The organism is Halobacillus sp. AWM4_238 (genome assembly GCF_056158265.1).
Window position 1 is genome coordinate 3,181,476 of record NZ_JBSWSY010000002.1, and the last position, 16,969, is coordinate 3,198,444.

At 46.6% G+C, this 16,969-nt stretch carries 14 protein-coding genes, 2 tRNA genes, 2 rRNA genes and 1 pseudogene; 17 read left to right on the forward strand and 2 right to left on the reverse strand.

What is annotated here, in order from left to right; genetic code table 11:
• Positions 1 to 153 precede the first annotated feature (153 nt).
• The 11 genes and pseudogenes from ACXACN_RS15835 (at position 154) to ACXACN_RS15885 (ending at position 9,004) form a co-directional block, all read left to right on the forward strand.
• A complete protein-coding gene (locus ACXACN_RS15835) occupies positions 154 to 1,098 on the forward strand; it encodes a DNA-directed RNA polymerase subunit alpha (protein ID WP_089654419.1) in 945 nt (314 codons plus the stop codon).
• Positions 1,099 to 1,143: 45 nt separating this feature from the next.
• Positions 1,144 to 1,503 (forward strand): 50S ribosomal protein L17, encoded by a 360-nt coding sequence (rplQ, locus tag ACXACN_RS15840; protein WP_474965728.1) that lies wholly within the window; start codon positions 1,144 to 1,146, stop codon positions 1,501 to 1,503.
• A 190-nt stretch (positions 1,504 to 1,693) separates the two neighbouring features.
• Positions 1,694 to 2,533, forward strand: a complete 840-nt coding sequence (locus ACXACN_RS15845) for an energy-coupling factor ABC transporter ATP-binding protein (RefSeq protein ID WP_474965730.1) — start codon at positions 1,694 to 1,696, stop codon at positions 2,531 to 2,533.
• A complete protein-coding gene (locus ACXACN_RS15850) occupies positions 2,509 to 3,381 on the forward strand; it encodes an energy-coupling factor ABC transporter ATP-binding protein (RefSeq protein WP_474965731.1) in 873 nt (290 codons plus the stop codon). Before ACXACN_RS15845 ends, ACXACN_RS15850 begins: the two co-directional genes overlap by 25 nt.
• Positions 3,374 to 4,170, forward strand: a pseudogene (locus tag ACXACN_RS15855) (energy-coupling factor transporter transmembrane component T family protein). The gene ACXACN_RS15850 and the pseudogene ACXACN_RS15855 overlap by 8 nt, the downstream one beginning before the upstream one ends.
• Positions 4,171 to 4,186: 16 nt before the next feature.
• Positions 4,187 to 4,927 carry a tRNA pseudouridine(38-40) synthase TruA gene (gene truA, locus ACXACN_RS15860; RefSeq protein WP_474965733.1) on the forward strand — a complete coding sequence of 247 codons (741 nt, stop codon included), beginning with the start codon at positions 4,187 to 4,189 and terminating at the stop codon, positions 4,925 to 4,927.
• A 218-nt stretch (positions 4,928 to 5,145) separates the two neighbouring features.
• The gene (gene rplM / locus ACXACN_RS15865) at positions 5,146 to 5,583 is read left to right on the forward strand and encodes a 50S ribosomal protein L13 (RefSeq protein ID WP_075038156.1); all 438 of its coding nucleotides are present in this window, start codon (positions 5,146 to 5,148) and stop codon (positions 5,581 to 5,583) included.
• A gap of 18 nt (positions 5,584 to 5,601) precedes the next feature.
• Positions 5,602 to 5,994, forward strand: a complete 393-nt coding sequence (gene rpsI, locus ACXACN_RS15870; protein ID WP_474965735.1) for a 30S ribosomal protein S9 — start codon at positions 5,602 to 5,604, stop codon at positions 5,992 to 5,994.
• Between the two features lie 184 nt (positions 5,995 to 6,178).
• Positions 6,179 to 7,027, forward strand: coding sequence for a VOC family protein (locus ACXACN_RS15875; protein ID WP_474965736.1), 849 nt, complete (start codon positions 6,179 to 6,181; stop codon positions 7,025 to 7,027).
• Between the two features lie 117 nt (positions 7,028 to 7,144).
• Positions 7,145 to 7,870 carry an N-acetylmuramoyl-L-alanine amidase CwlD gene (cwlD, locus tag ACXACN_RS15880; RefSeq protein ID WP_474965737.1) on the forward strand — a complete coding sequence of 242 codons (726 nt, stop codon included), beginning with the start codon at positions 7,145 to 7,147 and terminating at the stop codon, positions 7,868 to 7,870.
• 81 nt (positions 7,871 to 7,951) lie between these two features.
• Positions 7,952 to 9,004, forward strand: coding sequence for an Mrp/NBP35 family ATP-binding protein (locus tag ACXACN_RS15885; RefSeq protein ID WP_474965739.1), 1,053 nt, complete (start codon positions 7,952 to 7,954; stop codon positions 9,002 to 9,004).
• 48 nt (positions 9,005 to 9,052) lie between these two features.
• On the opposite strand, the gene gerD is transcribed toward ACXACN_RS15885, so the two are convergent.
• Entirely contained in the window at positions 9,053 to 9,706 is a 654-nt protein-coding gene (gene gerD, locus ACXACN_RS15890; RefSeq protein WP_474965740.1) for a spore germination lipoprotein GerD, read from the reverse strand.
• Positions 9,707 to 9,846: 140 nt separating this feature from the next.
• Here gerD and ACXACN_RS15895 point away from each other — a divergent pair, with 140 nt between their 5' ends.
• Positions 9,847 to 10,446, forward strand: a complete 600-nt coding sequence (locus ACXACN_RS15895; RefSeq protein ID WP_474965741.1) for a KinB-signaling pathway activation protein — start codon at positions 9,847 to 9,849, stop codon at positions 10,444 to 10,446.
• 46 nt (positions 10,447 to 10,492) lie between these two features.
• Here ACXACN_RS15895 and pdaB read toward each other — a convergent pair whose 3' ends face one another.
• A complete protein-coding gene (gene pdaB / locus ACXACN_RS15900; RefSeq protein ID WP_474965743.1) occupies positions 10,493 to 11,251 on the reverse strand; it encodes a polysaccharide deacetylase family sporulation protein PdaB in 759 nt (252 codons plus the stop codon).
• A gap of 118 nt (positions 11,252 to 11,369) precedes the next feature.
• On the opposite strand from pdaB, the gene ACXACN_RS15905 reads away from it, so the two are divergent.
• The 5 genes from ACXACN_RS15905 to ACXACN_RS15925 all read left to right on the forward strand — a co-directional run bounded on the left by ACXACN_RS15905 (position 11,370) and on the right by ACXACN_RS15925 (position 16,958).
• Complete coding sequence (locus tag ACXACN_RS15905; RefSeq protein WP_089654407.1) at positions 11,370 to 11,591, forward strand: hypothetical protein; 222 nt, start codon at positions 11,370 to 11,372, stop codon at positions 11,589 to 11,591.
• Between the two features lie 473 nt (positions 11,592 to 12,064).
• Positions 12,065 to 13,629, forward strand: a 16S ribosomal RNA gene (locus ACXACN_RS15910).
• 85 nt (positions 13,630 to 13,714) lie between these two features.
• A tRNA-Ile gene (locus ACXACN_RS15915) sits at positions 13,715 to 13,791 on the forward strand.
• Positions 13,792 to 13,799: 8 nt separating this feature from the next.
• Positions 13,800 to 13,875 (forward strand) — tRNA-Ala (locus ACXACN_RS15920).
• 167 nt (positions 13,876 to 14,042) lie between these two features.
• Positions 14,043 to 16,958: ribosomal RNA gene (locus ACXACN_RS15925) — 23S ribosomal RNA — on the forward strand.
• The 16S and 23S rRNA genes sit together here with 2 tRNA genes alongside, the layout of an rRNA operon.
• Positions 16,959 to 16,969 lie beyond the last annotated feature (11 nt).

The window sequence follows — 16,969 nt, forward strand, 5'->3', positions numbered from 1 at the left end:
GTCTATAATGGGTTATGATAGCTTTTAATCAGCAACACAGTAGACAGAGAAAATATGCAGTTGTCTTTTTATCGGGACTGCCTACCTGAGGAATTTCGGTTAGACCTATTGTCTAACCGGGGTTTCGACGTTTTGAAGGAGGGTTTAGTGTAAATGATCGAAATTGAAAAGCCAAAGATTGAAACGGTCGAGATCAGCGATGAGTCTACTTTTGGTAAGTTCGTCGTAGAACCGCTTGAGCGTGGGTATGGTACAACTCTAGGGAACTCCTTGCGTCGTATCCTATTATCCTCACTTCCCGGCTCTGCTGTCACATCAGTTCAAATTGACGGGGTTCTTCATGAGTTTTCAACGATTGAAGGTGTCGTCGAAGACGTAACCACTGTCATTCTGAATCTAAAGAAACTAGCTTTGAAGGTTTATTCTGACGAAGAAAAGACTTTGGAGATTGATGTACAGGGTGAAGGAAAAGTTACAGCGGCTGACATTACGCACGACAGTGATGTAGAAGTTCTTAATCCAGATCTTCACATCGCAACATTAGATAGCAACTCCAGCTTCCGTGCACGTATTACAGCAGAACGCGGCCGAGGATATCGTCCGGCTGAAGGAAACAACCATGAGGATCAACCGATCGGCGTTATTCCAGTTGACTCTATCTTTACGCCTGTATCCCGTGTGACGTATCAAGTAGAGAACACTAGAATCGGTCAAACATCGAACTTTGATAAATTGACGTTGGATGTTTGGACGGATGGCAGCATTCGTCCGGAAGAAGCGATCTCTCTTGGCGCTAAAATCTATATGGAACACCTCAACATCTTCGTAGGCCTTACAGATGAAGCTCAAAAAGCTGAAATCATGGTTGAAAAAGAAGAGGACCAAAAAGAAAAAGTTCTAGAAATGACAATCGAAGAACTTGACCTTTCTGTCCGTTCATACAATTGCTTGAAACGCGCTGGTATCAACACAGTGCAGGAACTTGCGAATAAGTCTGAAGAAGACATGATGAAGGTACGTAACCTTGGTCGCAAGTCACTTGAAGAAGTGAAGCACAAGTTGGACGAACTGGGCTTAGGTTTAAGAAAAGACGATTAATTAATAGAACACATCTAAGAGATTCAGATAAGGGAGGGATTATCAATGGCTAGAAAACTAGGACGTACAACAGATCAGCGTATGGCGCTACTTCGTAACTTAGCGACAGACTTGATCATTCACGAACGTTTGGAAACAACAGAAGCTAAAGCGAAAGAGCTTAAATCTGTTGTAGAAAAAATGATTACACTAGGGAAACGCGGCGATCTACATGCCCGTCGTCAAGCTGAATCATTCCTTTACAATGCGAAAGCGGACGAAGAAGGAGAGCAAACAGCTTTGCAAAAGCTATTCTCTGACATCGGCCCACGCTATGAAGACCGTCAAGGTGGTTACACTCGCGTGCTTAAGCTAGGCGAGCGTAAAGGTGATGGAGCGAAAATGGCGATCATTGAACTAGTTTAATGAATACCATGAGGGTAAAAGGGCAGGACTGAATCTCATCGCGAGGTTACATCCAGCCCTTTTTTTATATTCAAATAGAAGATAGACACCGTATGGATGGATTCGACACTTTGTTGATCCATCCCTCGGTTGATAGGAAATGATGTCGTATTTCCTGGGAAATAGTCAGTTGAGCAGAGGAGGAACACAGATGGGAGAGAGACAAGTCGAGTTTCGTCATGTGTCTTTTAAATACCAGGATGACATGCCCTGGGTGCTGAAGGATGTGAGCTTCACCATAGGTCCGGATGAGTGGGTGGCCATCATTGGTCATAATGGCTCGGGCAAATCCACGATTGCTAAGTTAATGAATGGACTTTTATTTCCTCAAGAAGGGGAAATTATCGTCAATGGAATGAAAGTGACACCTGGGACGGTATGGGAAGTAAGAAAACAGGTCGGGATGGTTTTTCAAAATCCAGATAACCAGTTTGTAGGGACGACCGTCAGGGATGATGTTGCGTTCGGAATGGAAAACCACGGGATGCCTCGCGAGCTTATGGTTGAGCGTATTAAAGAAAGCCTGAAAGCTGTCCGTATGGAAGCATACGAGAGACATGAACCGCACCGGCTATCGGGAGGCCAGAAGCAGCGCATTGCAATCGCGAGCGTTCTTGCTGTATCCCCTGAATTTATCATTCTTGATGAAGCAACTGCCATGCTTGATCCCAAAGGCAGAAAAGAAATCATGAAAACCGTCAGCGACGTTCAGCAGGAAAGAGACCTGTCTTTAGTGACCATCACCCATGACCTTGAAGAAGTTACATTGGCTTCCAGAGTCATTGTCATGAATGGTGGGGAAGTTTGGATGGAAGGGACTCCTCGGGACGTATTTTCAAGAAAAGAACAGTTGACTGAAATTGGCTTGGATACTCCATTTGTAAGTAAAATGGCTGATTACCTCAAAGACGAAGGTTTGAGCCTATCTCGTGAGCCACTCAATCACCAGGAGTTGTTGGAGGACTTATGCGTATCTCGTTTGAAAACGTAAGCTATACCTATCAACCGAACAGTCCATTCGAACATAAAGCACTGAATGATATGACATTCTCTATTGAATCTGGATCTTTTGTAGCTGTTATCGGTCACACAGGTTCAGGGAAATCGACACTTATTCAACATTTGAACGGACTGTTACAACCAACCGAAGGAAAAATACAACTGGGTGACTATACGATCGAAGCCGGTGTGAAAAACAAGCACTTGAGAGAGCTTCGTGAAAAAGTCGGCGTTGTATTCCAATACCCAGAGCACCAGTTGTTCGAGGAAACCGTTGCGAAAGACATCGCCTTCGGCCCCCAGAACTTTGGTGTTTCTCAGGAAGAAATCGAGCAACGAACGAAAGCGGCCGTTAAGGCGACAAAACTTCCTGAAGACTTGCTCGACCGTTCACCATTCGACTTAAGTGGGGGGCAGATGCGCCGGGTGGCTATATCTGGTGTGCTTGCGATGAACCCTGAAGTTCTTGTTCTGGATGAACCGACGGCAGGCCTTGATCCTAGCGGCCAAAGAGAAGTGATGGACATGTTTTATGACCTTCATCATGATAAGGGTCTGACAACCATCCTTGTTACTCATAGTATGGAGGATGCTCTTGCCTACGCTGACTACATTCTGATTATGAACCATGGGGAACTGTACAAAGAAGGGACGCCTTTGGAGATCTTTCGCCAGAAGGAAGACCTTGAGCAAGTCCAGTTGGATGTACCGGAAGTCATCTCCTTTTTAAGTAAAGCGGAGAAAGAGTATGGCCTTCACATGGAATACCATGGACAGACGATAGCGGAGTTAGCAAAAGAATTAGCCCATAAAGTGAGAGGGGGCAGCGATCATGAGTAGCTCTTTAATTATCGGACAGTATATCCCGACAGATTCCGTGATCCACCGCCTTGACCCTCGTTCGAAAATCGCTATCATATTCTTTTATGTTGTGATCGTATTTTTTGCTAACTCTGTTATGAGCTATGGGGTCCTTGCTCTCTTTGCAGTTGGAAGCGCCTTGCTTTCCCGTGTGCCTTTCCAGTACATCATGAAAGGTTTGAAACCGGTATGGTTCCTCATTGTGTTTACGTTCCTCCTTCACTTGTTTGTTACGAGGGAAGGGGACGTCGCTTTTTCTATTTTTGGCTGGGATGTTTATAGAGAAGGCCTCGTTCAGGGGGAGCTATCTCGTTAAGGTTCTTCCTCCTTATCCTTGTGACCTCTCTGCTCACTTTGACGACAACGCCCATTGAAATTACAGACGCCATCGAGGAGCTGTTGGGTCCATTGAAAAAAGTGAAGTTCCCGGTCCATGAACTGGCGTTGATGATGTCGATCTCCCTCCGTTTCATTCCAACATTGATGCAGGAGACCGAGAAAATCTCCAAAGCACAAGCCTCCAGGGGTGTGGACTTTCGTACAGGAGCGTTAAAAGACCGTGTGAAGGCGATTGTGCCTCTCCTAGTCCCTTTGTTCGTGAGTGCATTCAAACGTGCAGAGGAGCTCGCTATGGCGATGGAAGCGCGTGGTTATCAAGGTGGGGAAGGACGTACGAAGTTGAGGGAACTGAAGATATCAAAGCTTGATATTTCTTTGTATGTCCTGTTTGCTCTATTGGTTATCGCGCTATTCATGACGAGAAGCTGACGGGGAGGAACGTTTTATGAAAAGAATGCGAATGGTCATCCGTTATGATGGGACGAATTACGCCGGCTATCAAGTTCAGCCCAATGGGAATACAATCCAGGCAGAGCTTGAAAAAGCATTAAAAAAAATGCATAAAGGGGAGAACGTGAAAGTGGTCGCTTCTGGACGTACGGATGCACGTGTTCATGCGATCGGTCAGGTGATTCACTTTGATACTCCTCTACACATCCCTAAAGCTAATTGGAAGAGAGCACTGGACTCGCTTCTTCCGGATGACGTTCAGGTCGTCTCTGCTGATCAGGTTCCTGATGATTTTCATGCCAGGTATGATACGAAGGGGAAAGAGTACCGCTATTATGTGCATAATGCTCATGAGCCTGACCTTTTCCGGCGTCATTATACTCACCACGTCCGGGCTGAGCTTGATATCACCCGTATGCAAGAAGCGTGCAGGCACCTTGAGGGAGAGCATGATTTCACCTCTTTTTGCTCACCAAAGACAGATATCAAAGGAACCAAGGTTCGGACGATTTATAAAGCGGAGGTTACAAAAGAGGGAGACGACATTTTATTTGTCTTCCGAGGTTCAGGCTTCCTTTATAATATGGTGCGAATCCTAGTAGGAACGTTGTTAGAGATCGGTAGAAACGAACGTAACCCCGGAGATTTAAAACGGATCATAGAAGCGAGAAACCGTAATGAAGCAGGGAAGACAGCACCACCACAAGGGTTATTTTTATGGAATGTGTTTTACTAGAAGCGTTTGACCTGAAGAAAGTCGCACGTCTTTGTTTAAAAAAACAACGAATCCAGGTGTGCATGCCCTTGACATATAGTTACAAGGTGTTATATTATATTCTATGGCATTTTATTTCTATACCACGATTAGCCCCGGAAAACTAATCGTATTTGAGATAAATGATAAAGTAGTAACGAAGTCTATGAGAAATCAATCATTTCAGGAGGGAAACCGATATGCGCACAACTTTCATGGCAAATGAAAACAACGTTGAACGTAAATGGTATGTTGTGGATGCTGCAGGGCAAACACTCGGCCGTTTAGCGAGCGAAGTTGCTGCGATCCTTCGCGGTAAAAATAAACCAACATACACACCACACGTTGACACAGGTGACCACGTCATCATCATCAACGCTGGTGAGATCCAACTTACAGGAAACAAAATCAACGATAAGATCTATTATCGTCACTCTAACCACGTGGGTGGTTTGAAATCCCGTACGGCTAACGAAATGCGTACGAAATACCCTGAGCAAATGCTAGAGCTTGCTGTTAAAGGGATGCTTCCAAAAGGAAGTCTTGGACGTAAGATGGGCAAGAAACTTCATGTGTACGCTGGCGCTGAACACAAACATGAAGCACAAAAACCAGAAGTTTACGAACTTCGCGGATAATCAAAGGAGGTAATCTTAGTGGCACAAGTACAATACACAGGTACTGGTCGTCGTAAGAGCTCAACAGCTCGTGTACGTCTCGTTCCAGGAACTGGTCGTGTAGTAGTAAACAAACGTGATGCTGAAGACTTTTTCCCATACGAAACCCTTCGTATGATTCTGAAACAGCCTCTAGCTGTTACGGAAACAGAAGGTAACTATGATGTATATGTAAACGTAGATGGTGGTGGATTCACAGGACAAGCAGGTGCGATCCGTCACGGAATCGCTCGTGCTTTGCTAAAAGCGGATCCTGAATACCGTACACCATTGAAACGCGCTGGTCTATTGACTCGTGACGCACGTATGAAAGAGCGTAAGAAATACGGTCTTAAAGGTGCTCGTCGCGCTCCACAATTCTCCAAGCGTTAATCGATGCTTATACAAAAGACTCTCAACCGACTCGGTTGGGAGTCTTTTTTTGTTTTTTAATGATGGATTTTTCATTCGTGGAGGGGCAATCTGTCGTGTCAGGCATACTTCAAAGCATATAAATGTTTGTCCTTTTTTTATTCCGCTATACTGAGGGAAAAGATTTACACATGGAGGGATTCACATGCTTTTTCATGAAAAAGAAAACACCCATGTCACACAGGTCACATTAAAAGTTATGGATCTAAAGCGATCGTTGGAATTTTACAAGGACATCATCGGTTTTCAAATATGGAAGCAATCCAGTGGTGTTACATACTTATCAGGTAGGGATGGAAATCCGCTGCTTGTTCTTGAGGAAGATAAGGATCTTGTACCACCAAATAGAAAAGCAACGGGTCTTTATCACTTTGCTCTGCTATTGCCAGAAAAGGTAGACCTTGCTGATTTGGTCAAACGTTTAATCAACAACAACATTCAGGTGGCTTCGGCTGATCATCTCGTTAGTGAAGCGATCTACTTTTATGACCCTGATGGAAATGGTATGGAAGTTTATATCGATCGGCCGTCCTCATTATGGGAATGGTCAGGAGATGAGGTGAAGATGACCGTTGACCCGTTGGATTTTGAGAAGTTGTTCCGTTTTGAAACCAACACCGGATGGATGGGCTTTCCTGCTCGTACGGTCATGGGGCACATCCATCTTCATGTATCTGATCTGGAAAAAGCGAAGCAGTTTTATTGTGACGGGTTGGGTTTTGATGTAGTCAGCCGCCTTGGTGATCAAGCCTTGTTTATATCATCGGCAAGGTACCATCATCATATTGGACTCAACACATGGAAAGGGTTGGAGGCCCCTGCTCCGGAGCCTCAGGAAGCAGGATTGAAATGGTTTGATATTCATTTTCCTCAAGCCCATGCAAGGAAGGAAGCAGTGAAGAGGTTACAGCAAATGGGAGCTTCCGTCGAGGAAAGGGAAGAGGTCATCTATACGCTGGATCCCTCCAGGAACCGTATTCGATTGTACGTATGAATGGAATGAAACAATCCATTGTATGCTGTTCTCCTTGCTGAAAAAGTCGTGCCTTTACATATTTGTCTATCTTGTCCCATATAGTGAAAGAGGGAGGAGTATAAGGGAGTGTGAGGCATGCGAAAACCTAGGTTGAAGACATTTTTATGGTTAGCAGGGGTGATTGTACTGGTGTGCGCTGTATCCTACCCGATTCAGGAAGCAAAAGATGCATGGACGGTATGGTCGTCCCCTTTATCTGGAAAAGTGATCGTTTTGGATCCAGGACATGGGGGACCTGATGCTGGTGCTTCTGGCAAAGATGGTACGGAAGAAAAAGTCATTACATTGAAAATGGCCGAATACCTCCGTGATTATTTGCAGCAAGCAGGTGCACTCGTGTACCTCACCCGTGATGACGACAATGATCTCGCATCAGATGAGGCGGAAAAGGCGCGGCGCAGGCAGGCGGAAGATGTACGGAACAGGGTTCAGTACATTGAAGAAAAAGAAGCGGATTTATACATCAGTTTACATTTGAATGCCATTCCATCTGAAAAATGGAGCGGGGCCCAGACCTTTTACTATCCGAAAAATGAAGAAAGTAAAACCTTGGCCAAGTTCATTCAAACCGAAATCAAGGAGAATATGGGGAATACGGATCGTGGAGCTTTTGGATTGTCCAACATCTATATTCTTAAGCATTCAAAAGCCCCAGGTGTCTTAGTGGAAGGTGGGTTTTTATCGAACCCCGAGGAACGTGAATTGTTAAAAGATGATAATTACCAACGGAAAATGTCAGCATCCATTTACCAGGGTGTGCTCCGGTATGTCACAGAAAGAGAGCTTCCTTCTGAAGACTGATTGAAGCAAATCACTTAGAAAGCGTTTCATATATGTTATACTAGCCGTAGTGAAACATTTTTCTAAGGATGGTGAACCGGCTTGTTGACAGAAGGAAAAGTACTAGAAATCCTCCATTCAATCGAAGACCCGTTTTTACATAAAACGTTGGAAGAAACCGGTGGGGTTGAAGAGATAAAAATTAAAGAAGATAAGAATCATGTCAGCGTGAAAATCCTGATCGGAAAGACAAATACTGCTGAACAGATGGAATTGCAGCAGAAGATTGTCAATGCACTGAAAAGCGGTGGAGCAGCGACGGTTGGGTTACGTTTCGACCAGCTTCCAGATGAAGTGCTTCAAAGGTTCCAACCTGAAGCGGAGCAGGAGCAAGAAGCCTCTCTTCTAGGTGGAAATACAGGGACGAAGTTCATCTCCATCGCTAGTGGTAAAGGGGGCGTTGGTAAATCTACAGTCACCGTCAACCTTGCTGTAGCTTTAACACGCCTGGGCAAGAAAGTCGGAATTATTGATGCGGATATTTACGGATTCAGCGTGCCTGATATGATGGGTGTAGAAGAACGCCCAGTCGTTCGCGGGGAGAAGATTATTCCTGTCGAACGGTTTGGGGTTAAGCTCGTATCAATGGGCTTCTTTGTGGAAGATAACTCTCCGATCATCTGGCGAGGACCTATGCTTGGCAAAATGCTGACGAGCTTTTTCAAAGAAGTAGAATGGGGAGATCTCGATTACCTTCTTCTCGATCTCCCACCAGGAACCGGTGATGTAGCATTGGACGTACACTCCATGCTTCCGTCTTCTAAAGAAATCATCGTTACGACTCCGCACCCTACCGCTGCTTTCGTAGCTGCACGTGCAGGTCAAATGGCTTTGAAAACAGAACACGAAATTCTTGGTGTCGTTGAAAACATGGCGTATTTTGAAAGTAAAGAGACAGGGAACAAAGAATTCGTCTTCGGAAGAGGAGGCGGCGTGAAGCTTGCAGAAACACTGCAAACCGGAGTTCTCGGACATGTGCCGCTTCAACAGCCTTACGAAGAAGAGGAAGTCTTCGCACCATCTGTGTATCAGGCGGATCATCCGATTGGTGTCATTTACCGTAATATGGCTGCTAAAGTGATTGATAAGTATTAATATAAAACACGCACTTCTCTAAGAAGTGCGTGTTTTTTTGGCCTGTGGTTAGCTTTGCTGGCCTTTTTCACCTTCACCGCTACCACCACTGCCTGATTGTTCTTCACTGCTACTTTCTCCTCCTTCACCGGAGGAATCAGATTTACCACCGCTGCCGCTCTGCATTTTTTCCGCTGCTTTCAATAAGGTTTCACTCATCTTGGCTTGGAAAACCGGACTGTTCAAAGTCTCTTCTATTGTTTTTTGCAGGTGTGCACGGAATTGCTGCCCTTCCATGACGGTAACCATTTCCTTCATCATTTCAGGGTTTTTATAAAGCTCAATCATCAATTTTTGGTACTCAGCATCTTTCATCAATCCTTTCATCAGCTTTTTCTGCTGATCTTCAAGGACTTTGCTGAACTCTTGGACGAACTTCGGATCGGAGAACAACTTACTCCAGAAAGCTTTTCCTTCTTCAGAAATGAGCGTCTTTTGGACAGCTTGCGAAACAACCTCTGACTCAAGAGCCATCTGTTGCTGCATTTTCTCATCTGAAAGAACTTCAGTCATCGCTTTCTTCCCGTCGTCCGATTTCAGAATATCAACGATCATTTTTTTCGTTGTATCATAATCCGTCTGTTCACTCGCACTTGTTGCGCCGTTACAGGCAGCCAGAAGTACAAGAAGTAGGACGGGACATAAGAATCGGAGTTTGGACATTTTGCATGTCCCCTTTCTTAAGTTCTCCTTACGTTTACTATCTGCGATTCGGCAGAATTTATACGAGGAGCGGAGGAAAAAAGCTCGACTTCGTGGTAAAATACGGTGGTATAGTCTTTTGCATAGTAGGGGGAAATTTCGTGAATAGTCGTAAATGGGTAAGGTTGTTTTTAACGACCTTATGGATCGGCGGTTTGACGACGTTGATCATCAGTTTTATTTTTAAATATGATTCTTATGCTGAAGTGCTAAACCCGTTCCAATTTTTTGAGCTCTTCGGCTTGCTGTTATTTTTTGCTGGGCTAGGATTTATATTCAGCATCATTAGTCAAATGGGTTTTTTCGCCTATCTTACAGTCAATCAGTTTGGAAAAGGGATCTTTCGTTCTCTATGGACCCCGGTTCAACTGTTCTTGATCGTCTTTACGCTATTTGATCTTGTGTACTTCAGGTATCAGGCCGCAGAAGGCGCAACCATATGGCCCTTTTTATGGACAGCCTTAGGTCTCCTTGTTCTTTCCATAATCGTTGCTTATATAAAAGCAAAGGAAACAAAGTGGCACGCCTTCATTCCTGCTCTGTTTTTTATGGTCGTTGTCACGAGTGTAGAATGGGTGCCGGCCTTGAGAGCCCAGGGTAGTGATTATGTATGGCTGATGATTATTCCTTTGTTCATCTGTAATGCTTACCAATTAATTTTACTTCACCGTATAACAAACACATCTGAAAAAGCTGCCTAAAAAAAAAACCACCGCAACGAAAGAGCGGTGGTTTTTTTTTGTTGGGCTATTGAATTTGAGTGGTTTCTGATTCTCCACCACTGACAAGTTCAGAAATGTTTACGAGTTTCAATCCTTTTTGTTTCAAACCCGGCAAGATGACTTCCAGGGCTTTCGCCGTTTGCTTCACCGAGTCAGATGCATGCATCAGTATGATATCTCCTTCTGAACCTTCATTAAGGACGGTATCAATGATGGTGTTCGTACCTGGATTTTCCCAGTCTCGAGGATTAATGCTCCATTGAACGGCTTGCATCCCTTCCTTTTCAATCATTTTCAAAACCTCTTTGTTCATATGGCCATGGGGAGGCCGGATCCATTTGATTTCTTCAAAACCTAACTTTTTAAATGCCTCTCTGGCATGATTCATGTCTTGTTTCACTTGTGCAGGCTTTTGTTCAAGGTAACTTTCGTATTTGTATCCCATCATCCCAATTTCATGCTTCCCCTCATGAATGGCTTTGACGATATCAGGGTGACGCTCGGCCCATTCCCCACTAAGAAAAAAAGTCGCCTGGGCCTGGTTGGCTTCCAGCTGCTTCAAAACGTCGTGAACTTTTTCTGTCCCCCAGCTTATATTAAATGTCAGTGCAACGTACGAATTTTTATCGCTTCCTTGTGTCAAAGCGCGAGGTTCTCCTTCATTTGAAAAGACGGGGAGTTGACTCCACTGTCCGATCCACAAGAAGAGGGCGCAAAAAAAGGCTAAAGCTACTACAACTCCATAGCGTTTGATCCGCTCAATTTTCCAAGTGTAGAAACTCATTGCACGATTCACCTTCCTTCCAATATGTTCTATACATATGAAAAAAAGGACAACCTATGCTAAAAACACAAGAATTAGGGTAAAAATAAAGAGAGTTGTTTAAGGGAGGTCCTTTAAGGTGCATGGTTTAATGATTAATGAACAGGAACGTCGTGAAATTGAGTATTTGTTAAAAAGAGAGATGGAAGAGATCACGTTTGACCTAGGAGACCACAGAATCGACCAAGGACTAAAAAGAGCGATGGAAGAAAGGTATGAAGTTCTTTTTCAAATCTTCCGGAGATTTGCAACGAGAGAAGAATGTCTACAATATATGCCGAGGAAGAAGAAACAAAATTAATGCTTTACTCACTTCAGCTTATCCATAATATTAAAGATACACTAGTGAGCCCTGAATGATTATCAGGGCTTTTCTTATGTGCTCTTTCTTTTTAATATAACTTTTTTAAATGAATTTCAAAAAAACCATTGCTTTTCTTTTTTAGTCTATGCTATATTATTAAACGTTGTCGGAAAACAAAACAACGCAGCAGAAACTAACAAAAATTCTTTCGAGAAAGTTATTGACACTGCAAGGCAGACATGATAAATTATTAAATGTCGCCAAAACGACATCAAAAAAACTTCACAAAAAAGTTGTTGACACAAACAACTGAAAGTGATAAACTAGTAAAGTCGCTGATGAAGCGGCTGGATAGAAATTTGATCTTTGAAAACTGAACGAACCAACCAGTACGTCAAAACATTTCTTCTTTATAGAAGAAATTTGAAACAAGCACATTCGGTGTGCAAATGAGCAAGTCAAACTTAACTTTTATGGAGAGTTTGATCCTGGCTCAGGACGAACGCTGGCGGCGTGCCTAATACATGCAAGTCGAGCGCGGGAAGCGAGTGGATCCCTTCGGGGTGAAGCTCGTGGAACGAGCGGCGGACGGGTGAGTAACACGTGGGCAACCTGCCTGTAAGATCGGAATAACCCCGGGAAACCGGGGCTAATGCCGGGTAATACTTTCTTTCGCATGAAGGAAAGTTGAAAGATGGCTTCTTGCTATCACTTACAGATGGGCCCGCGGCGCATTAGCTAGTTGGTGAGGTAACGGCTCACCAAGGCGACGATGCGTAGCCGACCTGAGAGGGTGATCGGCCACACTGGGACTGAGACACGGCCCAGACTCCTACGGGAGGCAGCAGTAGGGAATCTTCCGCAATGGACGAAAGTCTGACGGAGCAACGCCGCGTGAACGATGAAGGTCTTCGGATCGTAAAGTTCTGTTGTTAGGGAAGAACAAGTACCGTGCGAATAGAACGGTACCTTGACGGTACCTAACGAGGAAGCCCCGGCTAACTACGTGCCAGCAGCCGCGGTAATACGTAGGGGGCAAGCGTTGTCCGGAATTATTGGGCGTAAAGCGCGCGCAGGCGGTTCCTTAAGTCTGATGTGAAAGCCCACGGCTCAACCGTGGAGGGTCATTGGAAACTGGGGAACTTGAGGACAGAAGAGGAGAGTGGAATTCCACGTGTAGCGGTGAAATGCGTAGATATGTGGAGGAACACCAGTGGCGAAGGCGACTCTCTGGTCTGTTTCTGACGCTGAGGTGCGAAAGCGTGGGTAGCAAACAGGATTAGATACCCTGGTAGTCCACGCCGTAAACGATGAGTGCTAGGTGTTAGGGGGCTTCCACCCCTTAGTGCTGAAGTTAACGCATTAAGCACTCCGCCTGGGGAGTACGGCCGCAAGGCTGAAACTCAAAGGAATTGACGGGGGCCCGCACAAGCGGTGGAGCATGTGGTTTAATTCGAAGCAACGCGAAGAACCTTACCAGGTCTTGACATCCTTGGACAACCCTAGAGATAGGGCTTTCCCTTCGGGGACCAAGTGACAGGTGGTGCATGGTTGTCGTCAGCTCGTGTCGTGAGATGTTGGGTTAAGTCCCGCAACGAGCGCAACCCCTAATCTTAGTTGCCAGCATTTAGTTGGGCACTCTAAGGTGACTGCCGGTGACAAACCGGAGGAAGGCGGGGATGACGTCAAATCATCATGCCCCTTATGACCTGGGCTACACACGTGCTACAATGGATGGTACAAAGGGCAGCGAAGCCGCGAGGTGTAGCAAATCCCATAAAACCATTCTCAGTTCGGATTGCAGGCTGCAACTCGCCTGCATGAAGCCGGAATCGCTAGTAATCGCGGATCAGCATGCCGCGGTGAATACGTTCCCGGGCCTTGTACACACCGCCCGTCACACCACGAGAGTTGGCAACACCCGAAGTCGGTGAGGTAACCTTTTTGGAGCCAGCCGCCGAAGGTGGGGCCAATGATTGGGGTGAAGTCGTAACAAGGTAGCCGTATCGGAAGGTGCGGCTGGATCACCTCCTTTCTAAGGATATAACGGAAACGTACTGTGTTGGTTGTTCAGTTTTGAGAGATCAAACTATGAAAATATGATCTTCCTTTAATTGGATGGGCCTGTAGCTCAGTTGGTCAGAGCGCACGCCTGATAAGCGTGAGGTCGGTGGTTCAAGTCCACTCAGGCCCACCATTCAAAAAGGGGCCTTAGCTCAGCTGGGAGAGCGCCTGCTTTGCACGCAGGAGGTCAGCGGTTCGATCCCGCTAGGCTCCACCATTTAAATGTTACACCAAAACACAAGAAATCATTTTGTGTTTTATATTCAACCCTGAATAAGGGCGTGAACCTTGAAAACTGGATAAGGAATCATTGTATTCATCTAACGATGAGACATTTGATGACAAGACATCTAATTGAAATTGTAAACGTCTTTTCACGACGATAGTTAAGTGAATAAGGGCGCACGGTGGATGCCTTGGTACTAGGAGCCGATGAAGGACGGGACTAACACCGATATGCTCCGGCGAGCCGTAAGTAGGCTTTGACCCGGAGATTTCCGAATGGGGAAACCCACTGTTCGTAATGGAACAGTATCCTATACTGAATACATAGGTATAGGCAGGCACACCCGGGGAACTGAAACATCTAAGTACCCGGAGGAAGAGAAAGCAAACGCGATTTCCTGAGTAGCGGCGAGCGAAACGGAATCAGCCCAAACCAGAAAGCTTGCTTTCTGGGGTTGTAGGACACTCCATTGGAGTTATCAAGGAGGAAGATAGACGAATCGACCTGGAAAGGTCAGCCAGAGCAGGTAACAGCCCTGTAGTCGAAATCTTTCTCCCTCCGGAGTGGATCCTGAGTACGGCGGAACACGAGGAATTCCGTCGGAATCCGGGAGGACCATCTCCCAAGGCTAAATACTCCCTAGTGACCGATAGTGAACCAGTACCGTGAGGGAAAGGTGAAAAGCACCCCGGAAGGGGAGTGAAAGAGAACCTGAAACCGTGTGCCTACAAGTAGTCGGAGCCCGTTAATGGGTGACGGCGTGCCTTTTGTAGAATGAACCGGCGAGTTACGACCGTATGCGAGGTTAAGCAGTAGAAGCGGAGCCGCAGCGAAAGCGAGTCTGAATAGGGCGAGTGAGTATGCGGTCGTAGACCCGAAACCGTGTGATCTACCCATGTCCAGGGTGAAGGTCAGGTAACACTGACTGGAGGCCCGAACCCACGTAAGTTGAAAATTACGGGGATGAGGTGTGGGTAGGGGTGAAATGCCAATCGAACACGGAGATAGCTGGTTCTCTCCGAAATAGCTTTAGGGCTAGCCTCAGAATAGAAAGTCATGGAGGTAGAGCACTGATTGGACGAGGGGCCCCTATCGGGTTACCGAATTCAGTCAAACTCCGAATGCCATAGACTTTGTTCTGGGAGTCAGACCGTGGGTGATAAGGTTCATGGTCGAGAGGGAAACAGCCCAGACCGCCAGCTAAGGTCCCAAAGTGTGTGTTAAGTGGAAAAGGATGTGGAGTTGCTTAGACAACCAGGATGTTGGCTTAGAAGCAGCCATCATTCAAAGAGTGCGTAATAGCTCACTGGTCGAGTGACTCTGCGCCGAAAATGTACCGGGGCTAAACACACCACCGAAGCTGCGGATTGATCTTATGATCAGTGGTAGGAGAGCGTTCTAAGGGCCGTGAAGTCAGACCGTAAGGACTGGTGGAGCGCTTAGAAGTGAGAATGCCGGTATGAGTAGCGAAAAAAGAGTGAGAATCTCTTTCACCGAATGCCTAAGGTTTCCTGAGGAAGGCTCGTCCTCTCAGGGTTAGTCGGGACCTAAGCCGAGGCCGAAAGGCGTAGGCGATGGACAACAGGTTGATATTCCTGTACCACCTCCTTTCCGTTTGAACGACGGGGGGACGCAGGAGGATAAGGAGAGCGCGCCACTGGATGTGCGCGTCCAAGCAGTGAGACGGTCGGATAGGCAAATCCGTCCGGCAACGTCAAGCTGTGATGGGGAGGGAAATAAAGTACCGAAGCTCCTGAGTTCACACTGCCAAGAAAATCCTCTAGTGAGGAAAGAGGTGCCCGTACCGCAAACCGACACAGGTAGGCGAGGAGAGGATCCTAAGGTGAGCGGGAGAACTCTCGTTAAGGAACTCGGCAAAATGACCCCGTAACTTCGGGAGAAGGGGTGCTCCTCTGCCGAGGAGCCGCAGTGAAAAGGCCCAAGCGACTGTTTACCAAAAACACAGGTCTCTGCGAAGCCGTAAGGCGAAGTATAGGGGCTGACACCTGCCCGGTGCTGGAAGGTTAAGGGGATGCGTTAGCTTATGCGAAGCGTTGAACCGAAGCCCCAGTAAACGGCGGCCGTAACTATAACGGTCCTAAGGTAGCGAAATTCCTTGTCGGGTAAGTTCCGACCCGCACGAAAGGTGCAACGACTTGGGCACTGTCTCAACGAGAGACCCGGTGAAATTATACTATGTGTGAAGATGCACATTACCCGCGACAGGACGGAAAGACCCCGTGGAGCTTTACTGTAGCCTGATATTGAATGTTGGTACAGCTTGTACAGGATAGGTAGGAGCCTTGGAAGCCGGAGCGCTAGCTTCGGTGGAGGCGCTGGTGGGATACTACCCTGGCTGTACGGACATTCTAACCCAGGACCGTGATCCGGTCCGGAGACAGTGTCAGGTGGGCAGTTTGACTGGGGCGGTCGCCTCCCAAAAGGTAACGGAGGCGCCCAAAGGTTCCCTCAGAATGGTTGGAAATCATTCGCAGAGTGTAAAGGCACAAGGGAGCTTGACTGCGAGACCTACAAGTCGAGCAGGGACGAAAGTCGGGCTTAGTGATCCGGCGGTTCCGCATGGAAGGGCCGTCGCTCAACGGATAAAAGCTACCCCGGGGATAACAGGCTTATCTCCCCCAAGAGTCCACATCGACGGGGAGGTTTGGCACCTCGATGTCGGCTCATCGCATCCTGGGGCTGTAGTCGGTCCCAAGGGTTGGGCTGTTCGCCCATTAAAGCGGTACGCGAGCTGGGTTCAGAACGTCGTGAGACAGTTCGGTCCCTATCCGTCGTGGGCGTTGGAAATTTGAAAGGAGCTGTCCTTAGTACGAGAGGACCGGGATGGACACACCGCTGGTGTACCAGTTGTTCCGCCAGGAGCATCGCTGGGTAGCTACGTGTGGTCGGGATAAGTGCTGAAAGCATCTAAGCATGAAGCCCCCCTTGAGATGAGATTTCCCTTACCTATAAGGTAATAAGATCCCTCAGAGACGATGAGGTTGATAGGTCCGAGGTGGAAGCGTGGTGACACGTGGAGCTGACGGATACTAATGGATCGATGACTTATCTATCTGATTTCAAT

Bases quoted from the DNA above. Each gene is read 5' to 3' on its own strand.
- ACXACN_RS15835 (WP_089654419.1), top strand. From the start codon at position 154: ATGATCGAAATTGAAAAGCCAAAGATTGAAACGGTCGAGATCAGCGAT.
- rplQ (WP_474965728.1), top strand. From the start codon at position 1,144: ATGGCTAGAAAACTAGGACGTACAACAGATCAGCGTATGGCGCTACTT.
- ACXACN_RS15845 (WP_474965730.1), top strand. From the start codon at position 1,694: ATGGGAGAGAGACAAGTCGAGTTTCGTCATGTGTCTTTTAAATACCAG.
- ACXACN_RS15850 (WP_474965731.1), top strand. From the start codon at position 2,509: ATGCGTATCTCGTTTGAAAACGTAAGCTATACCTATCAACCGAACAGT.
- truA (WP_474965733.1), top strand. From the start codon at position 4,187: ATGAAAAGAATGCGAATGGTCATCCGTTATGATGGGACGAATTACGCC.
- rplM (WP_075038156.1), top strand. From the start codon at position 5,146: ATGCGCACAACTTTCATGGCAAATGAAAACAACGTTGAACGTAAATGG.
- ACXACN_RS15875 (WP_474965736.1), top strand. From the start codon at position 6,179: ATGCTTTTTCATGAAAAAGAAAACACCCATGTCACACAGGTCACATTA.
- cwlD (WP_474965737.1), top strand. From the start codon at position 7,145: ATGCGAAAACCTAGGTTGAAGACATTTTTATGGTTAGCAGGGGTGATT.
- gerD (WP_474965740.1), bottom strand. From the start codon at position 9,706: ATGTCCAAACTCCGATTCTTATGTCCCGTCCTACTTCTTGTACTTCTG.
- pdaB (WP_474965743.1), bottom strand. From the start codon at position 11,251: ATGAGTTTCTACACTTGGAAAATTGAGCGGATCAAACGCTATGGAGTT.